This is a genomic window from Pseudomonas sp. 43(2021) (assembly GCF_017490805.1).
Lineage (GTDB): Bacteria > Pseudomonadota > Gammaproteobacteria > Pseudomonadales > Pseudomonadaceae > Aquipseudomonas.
The window spans coordinates 1-439 of record NZ_JAFGYJ010000554.1 but is presented as its reverse complement, the minus strand read 5'-3'; the positions used below and the strand labels follow the sequence as shown (position 1 = coordinate 439).

Here is a 439-nt window from a genome sequence, read left to right as displayed (position 1 = left end):
GCATGGCTGACACGCCGTTGTAGCCGTGGCGAATATGCTGCGCCGCGGCTGCCTGATCATAGGCAACGACGCCGAGTCCCGAAGCCAGGGCTTCCAGCACCACATTGCCGAAGGTTTCGGTCAGGCTGGGAAATACGAACAGATCTCCTGAGGCGTAGTGCGCCGCCAGGGCTTCTCCCCGTTGCGCGCCGCAGAAGATCGCCTCCGGCAGTTCTTTTTCCAGCGCCGAACGCTGCGGGCCATCTCCGACCACGATCAGCTTCAGATGGCGCTGTGGATAAGTTTCGCGCAAACCTTCAAAGCAGCGTTTGAGCAGGCCCAGATTTTTCTCCGGGGCGAGCCTTCCTACGTGGATGACCGCGATATCCGTCTCAGAGAGTCCCCATTGCTCACGCAACGCGGTCTGACGTTTGCTCGGATGAAACAACTGGCTGTCCAC

Annotated in this window: 1 protein-coding gene; it reads right to left on the bottom strand. The window is 60.1% G+C overall.

Annotated elements, in window-relative coordinates:
• A partial coding sequence (locus tag J5M71_RS28660; protein WP_207839057.1) for a glycosyltransferase occupies nucleotides 1-439 on the bottom strand: 439 nt, incomplete at both ends.